19 protein-coding genes are annotated in these 13,909 nt (G+C 40.1%); all 19 read right to left on the bottom strand.

Going from position 1 to position 13,909, the window contains the following annotated elements; genetic code table 11:
• Nucleotides 1–34 precede the first annotated feature (34 nt).
• The 19 genes from NDJ01_RS02705 to NDJ01_RS02605 all read right to left on the bottom strand — a co-directional run bounded on the left by NDJ01_RS02705 (nucleotide 35) and on the right by NDJ01_RS02605 (nucleotide 13,774).
• Nucleotides 35–1,693 carry an autotransporter assembly complex family protein gene (locus NDJ01_RS02705; RefSeq protein ID WP_258586213.1) on the bottom strand — a complete coding sequence of 553 codons (1,659 nt, stop codon included), beginning with the start codon at nucleotides 1,691–1,693 and terminating at the stop codon, nucleotides 35–37.
• 336 nt (nucleotides 1,694–2,029) lie between these two features.
• Nucleotides 2,030–2,494, bottom strand: a complete 465-nt coding sequence (locus tag NDJ01_RS02700) for a DUF2846 domain-containing protein (protein WP_005377099.1) — start codon at nucleotides 2,492–2,494, stop codon at nucleotides 2,030–2,032.
• A gap of 169 nt (nucleotides 2,495–2,663) precedes the next feature.
• Entirely contained in the window at nucleotides 2,664–3,290 is a 627-nt protein-coding gene (locus tag NDJ01_RS02695) for a LysE family translocator (protein ID WP_258586212.1), read from the bottom strand.
• Nucleotides 3,291–3,598: 308 nt separating this feature from the next.
• A complete protein-coding gene (locus tag NDJ01_RS02690; protein WP_012841750.1) occupies nucleotides 3,599–3,952 on the bottom strand; it encodes a DUF1428 domain-containing protein in 354 nt (117 codons plus the stop codon).
• A 97-nt stretch (nucleotides 3,953–4,049) separates the two neighbouring features.
• Nucleotides 4,050–4,655, bottom strand: coding sequence for a hypothetical protein (locus tag NDJ01_RS02685; protein ID WP_258586211.1), 606 nt, complete (start codon nucleotides 4,653–4,655; stop codon nucleotides 4,050–4,052).
• An 88-nt stretch (nucleotides 4,656–4,743) separates the two neighbouring features.
• The gene (locus NDJ01_RS02680) at nucleotides 4,744–5,040 is read right to left on the bottom strand and encodes an antibiotic biosynthesis monooxygenase (RefSeq protein WP_012841749.1); all 297 of its coding nucleotides are present in this window, start codon (nucleotides 5,038–5,040) and stop codon (nucleotides 4,744–4,746) included.
• Between the two features lie 143 nt (nucleotides 5,041–5,183).
• Entirely contained in the window at nucleotides 5,184–5,471 is a 288-nt protein-coding gene (locus NDJ01_RS02675) for a putative quinol monooxygenase (protein WP_134646490.1), read from the bottom strand.
• 143 nt (nucleotides 5,472–5,614) lie between these two features.
• Nucleotides 5,615–6,256, bottom strand: coding sequence for an alanyl-tRNA editing protein (locus tag NDJ01_RS02670; RefSeq protein ID WP_258586210.1), 642 nt, complete (start codon nucleotides 6,254–6,256; stop codon nucleotides 5,615–5,617).
• Between the two features lie 142 nt (nucleotides 6,257–6,398).
• Nucleotides 6,399–6,944 carry a GNAT family N-acetyltransferase gene (locus tag NDJ01_RS02665; RefSeq protein WP_258586209.1) on the bottom strand — a complete coding sequence of 182 codons (546 nt, stop codon included), beginning with the start codon at nucleotides 6,942–6,944 and terminating at the stop codon, nucleotides 6,399–6,401.
• 149 nt (nucleotides 6,945–7,093) lie between these two features.
• Nucleotides 7,094–7,663: a hypothetical protein gene (locus NDJ01_RS02660; RefSeq protein ID WP_258586208.1), complete on the bottom strand. Its 570-nt coding sequence runs from the start codon at nucleotides 7,661–7,663 to the stop codon at nucleotides 7,094–7,096.
• Between the two features lie 135 nt (nucleotides 7,664–7,798).
• Nucleotides 7,799–8,212 (bottom strand): RDD family protein, encoded by a 414-nt coding sequence (locus NDJ01_RS02655; protein ID WP_258586207.1) that lies wholly within the window; start codon nucleotides 8,210–8,212, stop codon nucleotides 7,799–7,801.
• A 151-nt stretch (nucleotides 8,213–8,363) separates the two neighbouring features.
• Entirely contained in the window at nucleotides 8,364–8,972 is a 609-nt protein-coding gene (locus tag NDJ01_RS02650) for a pyridoxamine 5'-phosphate oxidase family protein (RefSeq protein WP_258586206.1), read from the bottom strand.
• A gap of 146 nt (nucleotides 8,973–9,118) precedes the next feature.
• Complete coding sequence (locus NDJ01_RS02645) at nucleotides 9,119–9,520, bottom strand: DUF2007 domain-containing protein (RefSeq protein WP_258586205.1); 402 nt, start codon at nucleotides 9,518–9,520, stop codon at nucleotides 9,119–9,121.
• A 104-nt stretch (nucleotides 9,521–9,624) separates the two neighbouring features.
• A complete protein-coding gene (locus NDJ01_RS02640) occupies nucleotides 9,625–10,146 on the bottom strand; it encodes a GNAT family N-acetyltransferase (protein ID WP_139059325.1) in 522 nt (173 codons plus the stop codon).
• Nucleotides 10,147–10,292: 146 nt separating this feature from the next.
• Complete coding sequence (locus tag NDJ01_RS02630) at nucleotides 10,293–10,889, bottom strand: glutathione S-transferase family protein (protein ID WP_258586204.1); 597 nt, start codon at nucleotides 10,887–10,889, stop codon at nucleotides 10,293–10,295.
• 159 nt (nucleotides 10,890–11,048) lie between these two features.
• On the bottom strand, nucleotides 11,049–11,516 hold the full coding sequence (locus tag NDJ01_RS02625) for an Sbal_3080 family lipoprotein (RefSeq protein ID WP_258586203.1): 468 nt from the start codon (nucleotides 11,514–11,516) through the stop codon (nucleotides 11,049–11,051).
• A 194-nt stretch (nucleotides 11,517–11,710) separates the two neighbouring features.
• Nucleotides 11,711–12,223: a GNAT family N-acetyltransferase gene (locus tag NDJ01_RS02620; RefSeq protein WP_237311576.1), complete on the bottom strand. Its 513-nt coding sequence runs from the start codon at nucleotides 12,221–12,223 to the stop codon at nucleotides 11,711–11,713.
• A gap of 139 nt (nucleotides 12,224–12,362) precedes the next feature.
• Entirely contained in the window at nucleotides 12,363–13,010 is a 648-nt protein-coding gene (locus tag NDJ01_RS02610; protein ID WP_182110717.1) for a hypothetical protein, read from the bottom strand.
• A gap of 152 nt (nucleotides 13,011–13,162) precedes the next feature.
• Nucleotides 13,163–13,774, bottom strand: coding sequence for a hypothetical protein (locus NDJ01_RS02605; protein ID WP_258586201.1), 612 nt, complete (start codon nucleotides 13,772–13,774; stop codon nucleotides 13,163–13,165).
• Nucleotides 13,775–13,909: the final 135 nt, after the last annotated feature.

The raw sequence follows: 13,909 nt of genomic DNA, 5'->3' as shown, positions 1-13,909 counted from the left end.
CTATCTGCAAGGATGAGAGCCTTTTTAATGTCCGCTAAAACTGCGTGCCTAGCGAAAAGTGAACGCGGAATTGGTCTCCTTGTGGAGCATCTAAACCATAAGCAAAGTCCACTTTGACAGGCACGTATTTTGAATTCCATATCAAACTCAACCCTGTACCGCTTTTCCAATCCACCCTATCGTTGAAGGCATCACCAACATCATAAAATGCCCCAAGCCACAATTGGCGGTAGACCTGATATTGATATTCCAGCCCAGCAGTAAACATGTAACGAGCACCTGTTAAATCACCATTTTCGTCTCTCGGAGAGATGGATTCATAACCATAACCCCGAAGATTGCCATCACCTCCCGCAAAGAAACGTAATGATGATGGGATATCGCTCAAAGTGTCAGCGACATTAATACCGACATTGGAACGAAAGTGAAACTTGTGTTTTTCACTAATATCCCAAGACAACACACTGTTGCCTTCAATGCGCAGCAAACGAGAATCGGAGAAAAAATTGGGGTCTGAGTATTCCAATGAGTAGACGTGACGGTGCTTTACTTCTAATTGATCGTTCTTGCGATCAAGCAGTGAAAATGTCACCCCCGGCAATAACAACTGTGATTCGTTATTCTCCGACGCTTGTCGATAACTTTCTTGCAAATAACGAACGTGCATGGTGCTTTGCCAATCACTGTCTAACTGCCAATGTTTTTCAAACGATAAATCATTAGAAAAACTCGATGTGTCTCGATAGTCGACATGCTTAGATTCAAACTGAATCCCGTAGTAGTCCGTTAGAACATTTTGGTTGGGAATTTTATAACCAAGTAATAGCGATTGTTCCGGTTTGGAAGCGTACGCTTGTGCCTCAAAACTGTGCCCACTTGCGTTATACCAAGGCTTGGTCCAGTTTAGCGAAGCGCGTAATCCCAAGTCTGTCGAATACCCTCCACCGACTTGCACAATATTGCGTGAATTCGGCTCTGCGAGCACTTCTATCGGCACTTTATAGCCATCGGATACCTCCTCGAAATCCGCTTTCACAATCACACTGCGAAACCAATCCGTACTGGAGAGATCGGCCTGATATTGACTCAATTTCACAGTGTCAAAATCGTCGCCCCACTCAAATGTTCTCATCGCTTCTATTCGAGCCGTTTCGATACCCGACGTAAGAACATACAGCTCTCCAAATTGGTAACGAGAACCACTAGAGAAATGCAGATTCACATGAGCTTGATTCAAACTTGGAATGACTTCCAAAGACGATTCGATAAAACGTCCATCTAAATAACCTTTTTGCTGAGCCAATGAAATCAAGTTTCGCTTTAGCGTGTCGTACTCAGAATGAAGCAACGGCTGCCCTTGCTTAAGTTGAGCTTGATTGATTAGTTCGATGAAATCCTGATCGTTACTGGCCTCTCCCGACACAGCAATATTAGATTTTTTGACCAACATCACCTCCCCCGCGTCAACCTCAAGCGTGATGAGATCATTCTCTGATCTCTGAACATTGAGCTCGGAATGATAGTAGCCATAAGGGTTTAACGCATTATTAACCATCTTCGTTAGTCGATTTGAGGTAATGTTTGAAACAGAGAGTTTCGTTAGTGGTGTAAGGTGACTTTCAAGATTTTTCTCTAATATTGGTGTTAGCCCTTTGATTTTAAATTGCGCTCCGAGTGCATGATGTAAAGGCATAGAAGCTAAAACTGATATACCTATTATTTGTTTAATGAGAGGAGACACACCGCTACCTAGTTTAGCAATACACTCGACAAGGTTAATGATGGAATGGCATATCTGTTAATCGCGTTTGTAGGATTGCTCCCTACGAAATCCTCTCGAAAATTCACGTTTCACAAGTAGATTCTTTGAACAATAAGTGGGCTCAAGCTAGGAGGTGGCAAATCATGCGGTCTGAAATAGGTATACTGTTTGCCAAAAATACAAAACCCAACGCTGAATGGATCTCATCAAGCGTTGGGTTACATTGATAATGTGTTTTTTAATCTAAAAAGCGGTCTGTTTGTAAAACTAGATCGAAGAACAGTTTCCTTTTTCTGCCATGTCGACTTTTAGTACTTCTGCTTTACCTTTGCTTTCGTCTACGAGTTCTACGCCCGCACCACCAACAAATACACCCATTTTAATGTATTGATTAACGAAATAATTACGGCCCTCTTCCGTTAAGATAGTTAAGTGATTTTCAGAAAACTCAGACTCTGTACTTACTTGATGTTCTTTATTGCCTTCGACCTCATGGTAGAAGAATACACCAGGAGCGGTTTCACCAATACATTCCCCATCGACGTAAACATACTTTTTAAGCGCTGCTCCGACAAAAGCATCTTCTCGGTAAATGTAAATCCCTGCGTTCCCCTTTTGAGGTGCTTCAAATGATTTCATTTGATTTGATACTGTCGAATCAACAGTAGGAACAGAAGCACAACCTGACAAACCCAAAAGGAATGCGGAACACAGAATTACTTTATTTTTCATGTTATTAACCTAGCTACGATAAAATCGCGCCAACCATACTATAAATAAATACGTTCACTTATTGGTATTTTTGAAATTTGTGATTCAACCTATGCAATAGCACTCATTTAACGTATAGATTGAGCAAACATTAGCCATATAATAATCACGAGAATAAAATGTCCTGTATCTAACGATCACTAAATGCCACTTTACTCGCTAGACTGATAAGTAGAATACCTGAAACACCTTCAAGAGTTCTTGAATAACGCTGAGAGTGTGGACGACTAAATACCCAATTACCCACAGATGCGTACAAAACGTTACATGTCGTCGCAAGTACGCTGAACAGCAAGCCAAGTACTAATAATTGCATTGATGTTGAGCTTGCAGACGTATCAATAAATTGAGGCAGAAACGAGAGGAAGAATAGCGCTACTTTTGGATTCAAGACGCTGACGATAACCCCCTGAACAAACAAATTTTTATTATTATCAACATTTTTGTTTTCAACGATTTTACTTTCTCCACGCCACATGGACAGTAATGACTGAACACCTAAATAAACTAGGTAAGCGGCCCCTAACCATTTAACAACGCTAAAAGCCAAAGATGAACTCAGAATTATTGCTGACAAACCTAAACATGCCGCTAGTGTATGAAAAAAGTAACCAACACCAAGCCCCAGAGCCGCTTTCAGCCCAGCAGAGAACTTACCTTTCATTGTATTAGAAACAATATAAATTACATCAGGTCCAGGAATCATGTTGATAGCGAGACAAGCGACAACAAATAGTAATAGTGAGTTTGAATCCATTCTTTTCTCCAGATTAACTTCTTGCGGGATAACATCTCATCGAACTATAAGTAATGCAACGTCTAGGTTTCCGTCGGTTATCAAGGCGTTGACCGTAGTTCATTAACGTGCCTGCCATCGCAGGCCCGGGGCTAGATATAGCTGATACGACAATCAGTGAATAATTTATCCCTTCCATTTTTACTCTAAGCCTCCACATGAAGTTTTATCAACCCTTATCGCGGAATACTTTATTGAATGTACATCAGAAGCGTAATCCTGATTAAAGCACCAAGTGTCACGAATCAAGCTGGGAATTCTCTGATATTTTACTGCTCCAAAATAACATCAAATCCACCATAAATGAGACGCTTTCCATCAAAGGGCATTGGGTTATTCTCAGGACTCATTCGAGGATCACCCATGATCCGCTGCCACCCTGAGTCTCGCACTTCTTTTGAAGGCCAGACTACCCATGAAAACACAACGGTTTCGTTGCTTTCAGCTTTAACTGCCATGGGAAACGATGTGATCTCACCATCTGGAACTTCACTTCCCCACGTCTCAATAACCTTTAAGGCCCCAAACTCCCTGAACATTTCTGCTGCTATTTTTGCGTGTGCGATATACTTTTCTTTATTCGCTGTCGGTACTGCAGCGACAAACCCATCAATGTATGACATAAGTAAACTCCTTTCATTGGAGTTATAACCATAGCTCAATAAAAAGAATGCACATGATGCCAAATCATAGAAGCAGGTACGTAATACAGCTTGAGAGCTACATTCCTAGCTTGGACTTTATATGCATATTTGAAAGGTATGTGTTTGGATCTAGCTTAGTTAGCGTATTTATAATTTCCAAAACGCTCGAATACTCAATACGTTCCTCTTCTGCATGCCCGATCCCACCTATTGTAAAGTGAGTAAAGCGGTAATCACGATAAACGTTTTGAAGCTGGCTAGAAATATCTTTGAGTAATCTTTTACTGAGGGCGAATGCAGGGTATTCACTACTTTCTGAAAGCTCTGCTGTAGAGCCAATAGATACAATATTGCATTTATCGTTAAGTGAACCTAAAGCGTTAAGTTCATTGACTAAATTAAGATACCCAATCGGGCCAACATTCATAAACTCAATCAGTTCGTTTGTTGTCAATTTTGAAGACTCTCCCCACATCGACGCCAAATAAACTATGATGTCAAACTTTACACCTTTGAAGCACGTGTAATCTGGTTTTTTCTCCGGACTAACATCAAGACGAACAGAAGCTACTCCATCCTCAACTAGCTTTGATCTAGAAATAGTATAAGTTTCTGTACCCTGTAAGTTCGTAGCCAAGAACCTTCCTAGACCCTTGCTACCTCCAACAATTAAAATCTGCATAACCCTATTCCTTGGTTAAAGTTGTCTTTCATATTGTCCGCCAAACTGTTAGGCATCACTTTAACGTTTCTATTGTTTGCCTCTGGCCCTACTTAGTTCTATCTTCAATTTCATCGAATGGTTCAACTGAAATACGCTCTGCAATTTCACTCATCTTCTTCATTTTTTCTGGGTTACTAGTTCCCCAAAACCGCTCCCAGTCTTCGCGTGTTCGCCACTTCGCAATAGTTAAAACCTTTTCCGGTACATCGTAAGAACGAAGCATAAAACTACCAAACGCCCCATCTACTGACTGATGAATTGAATCTGTCGTCGTACGCCATATATTTTGAAACTCATCCATTTTTTCACTTGGCACACGCCATTCATACACAACTCTAAACATAACACTTCCATTAAAATTTCTAGATTTAATACGGCAAAGTATCAAGAACACTAAGCCAGGTTAATAGATGAATAAAGCAACATAGTAGAGCGTAGAGCCACCTGAAAAACAAAGCGTAAACGCTCTAAATCACTCCGAGGCGATTAGTCATGCACACATTCAAAGATTTCATATTGACGTTTAACATTGGTTGTTACTTTTCCCCAATGTGAGGCGTGAACTCTTTCTTGATGTTGTTTAAAAGAGGCTTTGTCGACGAACTCCTCATAGACATCAAAACGAAAAGGATTAGTCGAGCTTTGAGTCACAAGAAAAGTAAGGCAGCCCGGCTCTTCTAACGTGAGCCTTTTGTGAGTTATTAACTCATGCTTTACTAATTCTAAATCCTTTTCCGGAACTAAAATAAAGCCTTTCAATGCTACCTTCGACATATCATCCTCCCGCTCCTATCGTGTAGCGTTTCGTTAAGAAGTAGCCAACACGCCCTCAATCTCAATCATCATATCGCAAATGTGAATCTCACCATGAACTAAAATGCCACGTGTTAGGAATCTATTTCGAATGCCCTATCGACTTACGAGCATAAGGTTATCTCAACCCTTTCTTTGCCTTTACCGATGTTCTTGCGTTTTAGTTGAATTTGGCCGACTTCTGATGTGCGCTTTAAATGAGTGCCACCGCAAGGTACTTGCGCAAACCCATCCACTCTCCAATACCTTCTTTCACTCTCTTGATCGGAAAAGTCACTAATAATAACTGAATCAGAGTTAATCAAATCTTGCACATCAGTTTCAATTTCTTTCAATAACGGACCAATACTTTCAGACCACTTGAAATCTATGCGACTCTTATTTTCAGAAATATGCGCGCCTATCTTAACAATGCCTTCCCGACGCTGATAAAACATCTCGAGCACCACTTCAGCCGCAAAGTGTAGCTTCATTAAGGCGTATCTACGCTTCCAATTAATACGCGTAGTTACAGTGTCACCAAGAGCAAAATTTGGAGAGGATTCCAATGTGTAAATAAGTCGAACCCCTAACTTTTGAGCAATCAAAACCGGAATACCATTAATCGTTCCTTTATCACTCTCTTGGCCTCCAGACTCCGCAAAGAAGATAGTCTGGTCCAATTCAACTTTATTTCCGTCTACATTGGTCACTCTTGAGTTAAGTTCTGTTTGGTAGGGATTAACCCAGAATAATTTCTCGCTCATGCTGCTATCCTTGCAGTAAGTCCTATCCTTGATAGTAAATTCAGTGACCACCAAGTCAATTCAAGAAACCTCACCGTCAAGTGTAAGGCTATGTATAGAGCGCTGGTAGGCTATATCTATTAGATGCTTTTAAGGCCGGATACTAAACGCTGTCCAGAGGGTTAGCTAACAACCCATAAATTGCGGAATCTGATACGACTCCATTCACTTCACAGCGCTGCCTTAGGAAACCTTCCTTTATAAAACCTAACCGTTCCAAGACTTTACCTGAAGAAACATTGTCTGGATCTATCTCAGCTTCTATTCGACGTAGATTCAGTGTCTTAAATGCGTGTTCGATTAATGCGTTTCCCGCCTCTAGTACAATGCCTTTACCCCAGAAATTGCGACTAACGCCAAAGCCAATTTCTGCGCGCCTGGACTCTTTCACGTAGTTAAACAGCATTATCTTACCCAGAAGTTGGCCATTACTCTTTAGGAAGATGCCTAGTGTCATTTCTGTATTGCTATTCATGGCCTGTGTACTATTGGTTATAAATGTTAGAGCCTCATCAATTGAACCCCAAGGGCCAGAGTTCCAATATTTCATGACCTCATGGTCTGAGAATATGCCAAACAATTCGCTTGCATTATCTTCAACTAGCTCTCTTAGAATTAATCGTTCCGTTTCAATCTTAGTTACTAACATTTTTTGGTCAGCCTTTTGATTTGTTATTGGTGAATAAAAACCAACTAAAGTGTGATATACGTAATACAAATGCTCTCGTATAACACTTTTTAATAAGCTCAACGCATAGTAAAAGCGCCACTTGTCACGATTCTCAATTGAAGCAATTTTTAGACCTTCAAGTGCTTCAACAAGTAACCTTTGAACGCATCATAGTTTGGAATGAGTTGATCACGAGTCCTAAGTTCGGACTCAAAATAGGCCATATACTTTATTGCTTCATTTGGCGAAGTTTTACTTAGAAGCAAAAGAAGCAGTCGTATACGAGTGGAATAACTGAACACGGGCCAGACTTTTACATCTTCGCTTTTTAAACTCTCGATAACCCGCTTTCTATCTCTTAGTTTTTCTAACTCAATAGGTAGTAACTGTTTTACCATATAAGCGAAAGCTATAGGACTAATTGCGTCGGTATATGAATTACCAGTGATACTGCTCAACATGCGAGAAACACCACCAATACAACGCATTTCTCTAGGTAAGACCTTTTCTATATCTTTGTATTTAACCCCGAAGGAAGGGTTCAAAACAGTAAGCCCAAAGTTTAAGTGAAACCATTCGACATCGACCTTACCCACCTTGCGCTCCCATACTCGTCTAGATTTGATAAACTTGAAACCGCTCGGGGCTAAAACCTTATCAATCTCCAAAATGAAAGCTTCGGAATGCTCTTTATTCATAATTACGTACTGATTCTGATTGCCTAACACCGAATTGAGGTGTGAGCAACGCCACCACCTAAGCGAAGCTGTTCCACCCTGAAAACAAAGCCCGACTTGAACCCAAGCCCCCAGCGCTGTCAACTTTTAAACAAGCTAGTGAACTACCACCACTGTTCTCACTAACTTATCACCGAGCCGTTGCCTCTTTTTACCAAGAACGAAAATTGAGTCAATAAAACCGAAGAATGGAGTAATAATATTTCTAAAAAGTGACTGAAAAATATTGCACCTTTTACCCGTTCTTGCACTTATAACTGCAATGCCCAAAATTTTTTTGCCCACACTTTGACCATTTGGGAAACTATCAGAAAAAAGGTAATACGACACAGCCGCTGTTACTGCTGTAGCGCGAACAAGTTCCTTTTCAATACCGATTTCTAAGCCGCCCCACAAAACGAGTGTAAAAATGCTAAAACTGACAAAAAAGTCAATCATTTGTCCAACACACCTAATTCCCGGACTAGCCAAAACGTAATTTTCTAGAGTAAAGTTTTCTACATTTTTCATTTTAAAATTTGGACTAACAATTGTTTATTTGTGGACTAACGTTATGGGTTGAATAACATCCCCACCAAAACTAATCCATAGTGCCGTACAGCAGGTCAAACCTAAAGAGCCAAGCATTTTTCTCCCTTTTAAACACTTTACTACACTCGCTCTAAAGACTGGATTGGTAATATTTCACCATCTCTTCTTGATTAAGCGCTTTATTTTCTAACTTTTGTTGATCTTTAAAGATTTGAGCTAATGAAGGGAGAATTGAGCGATTGACTTTATAGTCATCAGACCAAAGTTTCCCTCTCATCACAGCTTTCGCACAATGAAAGTACATACTCTCGATGACTATTTTGATAACAACCTTAGGAGCTTTACTTCCATCGGGGCAAGCAGATATCAATTTGGAGTCTGTGTGAATACTTGCAATTCCTTTAATACGGAGTACTTCATCAATACCATTTACCATCAATAACAACCCAACTTTGGGGTTACTAATGATATTTTTTAGACTATCTATACGATTATTCCCCGAGCTATCAGGGAGCAACAATGTTGATTCATCTAAAACTTTTACGAAGCCAGGCTCCCCTCCTTTCGGAGAGAGATCGGTATAGCCTTGTGTATCGGCGGTACTTAGAACTGCAAAATGGCAATTATTAATTAATGTCATCGCATGAACATCCAGGGCAGGCAACGCTTTATTTTTAGCTCTCGCACTTGGCTCTGCGTAAATTTCTTTTAACTGCTCTATTGTTTTAATTTCACTCATTCAATGCTGTCCCTTCACTATCGTATAATGCTTTGCTTGGAAGTAAGCAGAACTCTGACTTCTGCATAGCCACTCAACCTAACGCAAAGTAAAAATGCTACGCGTGCAAATTATCTCTTCAACGCTTTATTATCTAACGACTTAAATTAAAGCCTTTCACTGAATTCCCCACACTGCTTACACTTGTAACCATGCTTGTAAAAGAACAATGGAAAACCCAGTAAAATAAAGACTAAGAAAGCTGGACGCTTACCTTTTGTAAATGCAAATAGCTCTTTACTACCACAGTTAGGGCAAACATCTTTTCCTTCATCAACGGCAAGTTCACTTTCTAATGATTCTGAGAAATCACTGCTAAGTATTTGTTTCGCGTCTTCTGCATCACTTTCGGCCACCATCAGACGAACGCCGCCCATTGCATTTGAATAAAGCCACTGAGTATTCACCGTGTGCTCGTCAGCAATGTGGCTTTCTATTCCGACACTATCTAGGCTTGCTCTCGTAATATGAGCTTCATGAGGAAAAGAAAACCTTGCTACTACAATCACATATTACTCCTTGTGGAAAAGCGCTCTCGTAAGGTATAAGCTACGCGAATTAAAAATGCCACGTGTGGCGTTTCTTTTCAAACAGTTTATTAACCCACTACAGACTAATACATATACCCTAACCAATCTATATGACCAACAGCCCAAATTTTTCCGCTGATAGGTTTAACATATAAATCATCTAGTTGCTCTACAGCAACACCGTAATTTTTATGTTCATGAACTCGCAACCAAGAACTTAGAGAGTTAAGGCGCACATAACCATTAGCCACATAAAAACGATCCAAATCGGAGACTAAAATGATGAAGTCGACATCTTTAGTTGACGCATACTCGCTGAGTTGAGACAACATTGTTGTGCCAATACCTTGCCTTTGAAGTGTGCTCTCGACACAAAAGTCACTCACACCTAATACTTTATAAATTTCATCACCAACGCGAACAGCTCTGTAGTCTAATCCCATATAACCAACTAACTGGTCACCTTCGTACTTCAGAACTCTCATATGCGGGAGTTGCTTATAGTAAGAACGAGCAACCTGATGTTCAGGAAACGACTTGTTTCTCAGAGCCTCAATTGCATTATGCTGCGCTTTAGATAACTCGATTTCTGGGTAAATATCCATATTTGACCTTTGAGGGCTAATGACCTGTTAAAGGGTGATCAACACAATACCGAAACTCCCGCATACCGCCTTAATCACTGAGCTCAACTTACAGTTAAAATGCCACGTGTTGCGAATCTATCTTAAACGCTATGTTATGCGCGTGGTTAATACATACCTACATAACCGTCCAACTTGCGAATTACCCCAATCCAACGCTCGATATTTGGGTAAGTTTCTAGGTTAAAACCACCCTCATCTGCGACATGGGTATAAGCATACAGTGCGATATCAGCAATAGAAATATTATCACCAACTAAGAACTTAGTTTTTGACAGCTGTAGTTCCATGATTTGTAATGCTTTATGGCCGCCTGATTGTAGTGATTTATATTCTTCTAGACGGTGCTCCGGCATACCTTGATACTTCTGAATAAAACGCGCTACTGCAATATAAGGCTCACGTGAGTATTGCTCAAAGAAAAGCCATTCGTAAATTTTTGCTTTTTGATAACTGTCCTTAGGTAGATAAGGTGTATCTTCTGCAAAGTACCCCAATATTGCATTGGACTCACAGATTACTCGACCGTCATCTAAAACGACTGTCGGGATTTTACCATTTGGATTGAGGGCTAAAAATTCTATTGTTTTAGTCTCGTTATCTAAGATATTAACGTGTTTCCATTGGTGCTCAATCCCAAGGAATGACAATAGTAATTTTACTTTTAAGCAGTTACCTGACTGCAAATCTCCATATACAACCATGACACTCTCCATGTTTCAATTCGTAAAGCGCATAACGCGCAGTTAAGGCTCGAAATACTCTACCACCCAAACAAAACAATTTTGCCTTAAACACGAAACCCAACCTTGAACTGAAAATGCCAAGCGTTGGGAATCACTCTTGAGCAATTTGTTACGTCGCTACATTTCGCCCGATTTAATTTTGTACTGAGCTTCATTAACCGACTGTTTCCCAAACAGTAAATCCATCATCGCGATGATTCGTTTATTGTCATTTCCCCACTTATCTGAATTGGCACTATTTGGCGCTTTGAACTCTACTTCGCCAACTTTTTTACTGTTTTTATATGCCTTAACTTGGGCATCTGCAATAAACGTTCTAAAGTCCCAACTCCAGCGCGATACATAAGTCAACGTAAGTTCAGAGCTCTTAGGAAGAGTTCCATCACTTACAACCGTACATTTATGTGCTGTATCCAAACACCATTCTTGTACCGAGTCCAAGAAAACATCTCGTGTGGCGTCATCTTTTACAATAGTAATTTCCTTGCTCTGGTTCTCTTCCGAAATAGCTTTAACTGTATATTTTGGCGCTGCGCATGCCGCCAGTAGAATAGGCAAGCTAAGAATGATTAGTTTCTTGTACATTTTACATCTCTTTTAATAAATCTATAATTGTAAATGAATTTCAAGTGGCTGCATAACGCCACGTTAAGGGGTGAACAACATCACCACTGAACCTAACCCATTGTGCCTTAAACACTAAAGCTGATTCAAACCAAAACTGCCAAGCGTTGTTAATCCCTCTTGAACGCTTTGTTATGTGAATTTTTTCAGAGTGTTCAATACACACAACCATTAAATTCAATGACTTGATCGCTTAAAGTATGACTGCCATTGTAAGACTTAACCATACCTCCACGGTAGACAAACTGATTCCAATTTTTCTGCTGCACGTCGAAGTAATGGATAGGCAAAACTAACTCCGAATACCCTGAGCTTCGATAAACATCTGGCTCATAAGCGAAGAGAAAGGAATGAGTTACCCCAAAAGACACTAAGCATCGATCGAGTTCTTTCACGATGACTTTAGCTAAGCCCAAACCACGCTTACTTGGTGTAATGGCAATACCACCAATTATGCCTCCTTTGAAGCTTATTGAGCCCTGCTCCATTAAACGACCATAAGCAAAACCAGTAGCGATAATCTGATTATCGTCTTCAATGAGAATTGCACAGACGAACTCACGATTGAAAATGAACATGGAATCTTGGCCAAAAACGGAGTTTAGATGAGCATTAAGTTCAGCTTCGTAAGCCCCAATCTGACCACTTTTGACAACTGATATTTTCAAGGTTGACTCCATTCACATAACGCTCTGTTAAGGGGTGAGCAACGCAATACCAAAGCCGCAGCATACCACCTGAAACACTAAAACTAACGAATAGTAAAAATGCCACGCGTTGCGAATCACTCTTAAACAGTTTGTTAGCTTACTTTCCTACCTTGAACTTTTTCAAAGCCCTTTCAAACCTCTTATGGTCATTACCTGAAATAATGCAATGTTTAGATAAATACTTGTCATAGCAATTAGATGCTGCATTATTCCATTCTACAGCAATATTACGCAGCTCATTCATCCAAATTGGATTGTCAATCGTTGCTTCAATTAAATCGTCAGAAACAGAGTAGGCGCTACTCGTTTGTATAGCCCAGATATCGTGCGAGTATCTTGCTCCAACGCCATACTTTTTAAGCTCATTTAACTTAGATTGTGAGAGCTTAGGCAAGGTAAAACGATTTTTACTAAGCTTTGTTGTTTTATCAAATAACTTATCAAGATGATGAGATAAGTTTTTCAAGTCTTTCATCAACCTCTTGGGTGTCTTTGAGTCATGGCTCAAAGAAACGACCAAAGACTTCATCGAGCATTCCAAAGACATGCAAAGATCTACCATGGCTTTTGCACGAAATTGCTTATTTTGCATAGAATCATTAGATGAATTGAGAATATCAAATCGCTCTATAAATAGATTACCATCCACATAGTAGTTTCTTGCGATCACTCCTTTAACCGCTCTCCGTGGTTTAATTTGTTTTGGAAGACCCAAACTCATTTTCAGCCTATCGACTACAGACATATCAATATTCTCCCTTGTAAGCTAACGCCGCGTTAAGTGGTGAGCAACGCAGACCGCCGCACTTAAAGTATTGTGCCGTAAACACTTAACCCGAACCAAACCAAAAATGCCGAGCGTTGGGAATCCGTCTTAAACGCTTTGTTAGCACACAATTATATCGAAGCATATTTTGCAAATTGAGCCTGAACATAAGGCACTGAAAATGCGATTAATCCGAGATAAAGCGGCCAACCAAGAACTAAGTTAAATGTAACTAGGCTATCCGTAGTCATAGGATAAGATGCAAGAAGTAACAATACCTTAGCCACATAGACTGCTACCCATGTATAAGAGACTTTTTGCCAAATATTAAGGTAAGCTTTTGTTGTGCTGAAATCCCATTCTTTTAACTCTGGCGACGCAACTTCTGCGAACAGCTTTGGTACTGGCTTACCAAGCAACGAAAACACTAAGAAAACTATCGCTGTTTGAAGTGCGCCAATCACAGATTTAATGAAAATTGTATCGACTAACCACTTTTCTGGAAGCAGCCCGATTAAGCAAATTTCAATTAAACCAAACACAGAGAAAACAAACACAATGAACTTTGTGGACTTCAGAAAAAAACTACTGCAACCAGCATAGAGACCAGAAACGATAACAGCTTCAACTAGACCAAAGTAGTGGTAAACGAGACCGTAAAGCAAAGCTGGCAATATCATAGACAGCACTGCATCACGATTGAACAGTATTTGCTTAATTATCTTCAAGCTATCTGAGTTCATATTTGCACGCCTCCCTCTGTGATAACGCTCTGTTAAGGGGTGAGCAACGCAATACTGAAGCCGCCGCATACCACCCTAAACACTTAAACCAACGCATAGTAAAAATGCCACGCGTTGCGAATCCCTCTTGAACAG

Origin of the sequence: Vibrio sp. HS-50-1, from assembly GCF_024747315.1 — a bacterium.
GTDB classification, from domain to species: domain Bacteria; phylum Pseudomonadota; class Gammaproteobacteria; order Enterobacterales; family Vibrionaceae; genus Vibrio; species Vibrio diabolicus.
The sequence above is the reverse complement of the archived record's forward strand: the minus strand, read 5'-3'. Positions and strand labels throughout refer to the sequence as shown.

What these genes read in the sequence shown, in the direction of transcription:
- NDJ01_RS02640 (WP_139059325.1), bottom strand. Translation starts at nt 10,146, where the DNA reads ATGGATATTTACCCAGAAATCGAGTTATCTAAAGCGCAGCATAATGCA.
- NDJ01_RS02610 (WP_182110717.1), bottom strand. Translation starts at nt 13,010, where the DNA reads ATGTCTGTAGTCGATAGGCTGAAAATGAGTTTGGGTCTTCCAAAACAA.
- NDJ01_RS02675 (WP_134646490.1), bottom strand. Translation starts at nt 5,471, where the DNA reads ATGTCGAAGGTAGCATTGAAAGGCTTTATTTTAGTTCCGGAAAAGGAT.
- NDJ01_RS02680 (WP_012841749.1), bottom strand. Translation starts at nt 5,040, where the DNA reads ATGTTTAGAGTTGTGTATGAATGGCGTGTGCCAAGTGAAAAAATGGAT.
- NDJ01_RS02660 (WP_258586208.1), bottom strand. Translation starts at nt 7,663, where the DNA reads ATGAATAAAGAGCATTCCGAAGCTTTCATTTTGGAGATTGATAAGGTT.
- NDJ01_RS02650 (WP_258586206.1), bottom strand. Translation starts at nt 8,972, where the DNA reads ATGAGTGAAATTAAAACAATAGAGCAGTTAAAAGAAATTTACGCAGAG.
- NDJ01_RS02705 (WP_258586213.1), bottom strand. Translation starts at nt 1,693, where the DNA reads ATGCCTTTACATCATGCACTCGGAGCGCAATTTAAAATCAAAGGGCTA.
- NDJ01_RS02625 (WP_258586203.1), bottom strand. Translation starts at nt 11,516, where the DNA reads ATGTACAAGAAACTAATCATTCTTAGCTTGCCTATTCTACTGGCGGCA.
- NDJ01_RS02695 (WP_258586212.1), bottom strand. Translation starts at nt 3,290, where the DNA reads ATGGATTCAAACTCACTATTACTATTTGTTGTCGCTTGTCTCGCTATC.
- NDJ01_RS02690 (WP_012841750.1), bottom strand. Translation starts at nt 3,952, where the DNA reads ATGTCATACATTGATGGGTTTGTCGCTGCAGTACCGACAGCGAATAAA.
- NDJ01_RS02670 (WP_258586210.1), bottom strand. Translation starts at nt 6,256, where the DNA reads ATGAGCGAGAAATTATTCTGGGTTAATCCCTACCAAACAGAACTTAAC.
- NDJ01_RS02700 (WP_005377099.1), bottom strand. Translation starts at nt 2,494, where the DNA reads ATGAAAAATAAAGTAATTCTGTGTTCCGCATTCCTTTTGGGTTTGTCA.
- NDJ01_RS02630 (WP_258586204.1), bottom strand. Translation starts at nt 10,889, where the DNA reads ATGGTTGTATATGGAGATTTGCAGTCAGGTAACTGCTTAAAAGTAAAA.
- NDJ01_RS02655 (WP_258586207.1), bottom strand. Translation starts at nt 8,212, where the DNA reads ATGAAAAATGTAGAAAACTTTACTCTAGAAAATTACGTTTTGGCTAGT.
- NDJ01_RS02605 (WP_258586201.1), bottom strand. Translation starts at nt 13,774, where the DNA reads ATGAACTCAGATAGCTTGAAGATAATTAAGCAAATACTGTTCAATCGT.
- NDJ01_RS02685 (WP_258586211.1), bottom strand. Translation starts at nt 4,655, where the DNA reads ATGCAGATTTTAATTGTTGGAGGTAGCAAGGGTCTAGGAAGGTTCTTG.
- NDJ01_RS02665 (WP_258586209.1), bottom strand. Translation starts at nt 6,944, where the DNA reads ATGTTAGTAACTAAGATTGAAACGGAACGATTAATTCTAAGAGAGCTA.